The sequence below is a fragment of the Bartonella sp. AD328YNZD genome (assembly GCF_042196425.1).
On the sequence record NZ_JBHIQG010000778.1, the window covers coordinates 1 to 631 of the forward strand.

The following is a 631-nucleotide window of genomic DNA, read 5'->3' on the forward strand; positions in this document are numbered from 1 at the left end:
GCAACATCTGTTAAGTAATATTCTTTTTTTATATTGTTATTATCAACCTTCTCTAAAAGAGAAAGCGCATGTTTTCCGCGCATAGCGAGTATTCCACCATTACAAAAAGAAATCTTTTTTTCTCTATCGCTAGCGTCTTTTTCTTCTACAATTGCGATCAATTTACCATTTTTCTCGAGAAGACGCCCATAACCTGTTGGGTTTTGGGTATGAAAACCTGCAAAAACAACATCTGCTCCATCAACAAGCTGTGCACGCATTTGGTGCAATGAATCTTGCTGAATGAGAGGCGTATCCCCAAAAACAATGAGAACATCATCCACTTCCTTTTGCAAAGCTAAACGAGCAGACAAAACAGCATGGGCAGTTCCTAAACGCTCTTTTTGTTCAAAAATCATTACATCTTTTACAAATGACTGAACAACGTGCGTAACCTCCTTAGCACCACATCCCACAACAACGGCTAATTGCGAAGAGCCAGCCAATTCTATTTGTTTTAAAACATGGCATATAAGAGGCAATCCAGCAATTTTATGAAGTACCTTAGGCAGAGGCGATTTCATGCGCGTCCCCTCACCTGCAGCAAGAACAATAGAAAGACAACTTCTAACCATAAAAACACATAAGACTA

General features: G+C 39.3%; 1 protein-coding gene. It reads right to left on the bottom strand.

Annotated elements, in window-relative coordinates:
- On the bottom strand, positions 1–614 hold a 614-nt coding region (locus tag ACFIO3_RS15875), incomplete at its 3' end, for an NTP transferase domain-containing protein (protein WP_375704771.1).
- Positions 615–631 lie beyond the last annotated feature (17 nt).